The sequence below is a fragment of the Paenibacillus sp. BAC0078 genome (genome assembly GCF_054483875.1).
Window position 1 is genome coordinate 1 of the sequence record NZ_JBTLRW010000066.1, and the last position, 879, is coordinate 879.

General features: G+C 56.3%; 1 protein-coding gene. It reads left to right on the forward strand.

Features of this window, described 5'->3' with window-relative positions:
* Positions 1-879 (forward strand): AMP-binding protein (locus ACX1DY_RS31440; RefSeq protein ID WP_458968045.1); only part of this gene is annotated, 879 nt, incomplete at both ends.

Sequence of the window (879 nt, forward strand, 5' to 3'; positions counted from 1 at the left end):
TATGCAGGAGAGGTGCTGAACCTAGCGGACACGTCGCTATACGCGGGCGATACTGCAAACCTGACTGCAGCAAGTGGGCCAAACGATCTGGCTTATGTGATCTACACGTCAGGATCGACGGGGCAGCCCAAAGGGGTCATGGTCGAGCACGGTTCGCTGGTGAATTTGTCGACATGGCACAGTCGTAACTTTGAAGTGAGGGATACGGATCGCGCGACACAGTACGCGGGATCCGGCTTTGATGCTGCTGTATGGGAGATATTCCCTTACCTCGTGAGCGGGGCGGCAATCTATTTGGTGAGTCCGCATATTCGTACTGATCTTGAGGCGTTAAGCCGGTTCTACCAGGAGAATGGGATCACGGTCTCGTTTCTGCCGACACCGGTATACGAACAGTTCACGGACCAGCCTAGTCATGCACTTCGCGCGCTGCTAACCGGCGGGGACAGATTAGGAAAAACGAAGAGATCCGGGTATCGGCTATCGAACAATTACGGACCAACGGAGAATACGGTGGTCGCGACCAGCGGCTGGGTAGAAACCGAAGAAGGGGTTCCTGCAATCGGTAAGCCGATACAGAACGTACGGATTTATGTGATGAATAAATCGAACCAACTTCAGCCGATCGGGGTGCCAGGGGAGCTGTGCATCGCGGGAGACGGCTTGGCGCGCGGATATTTGAACCGACCGGAATTGACGGTGGAGAAGTTCGTGGACAATCCGTTCGAACCTGGCGAGCGGATGTACCGGACGGGAGACCTGGCCAGATGGCTGCCGGACGGGAACCTGGAGTACATGGGCCGGATCGACGAGCAAGTGAAAATCCGGGGATACCGGATTGAAACGGGCGAAATCGTGCACGGCTTGCTGCAGCACGCG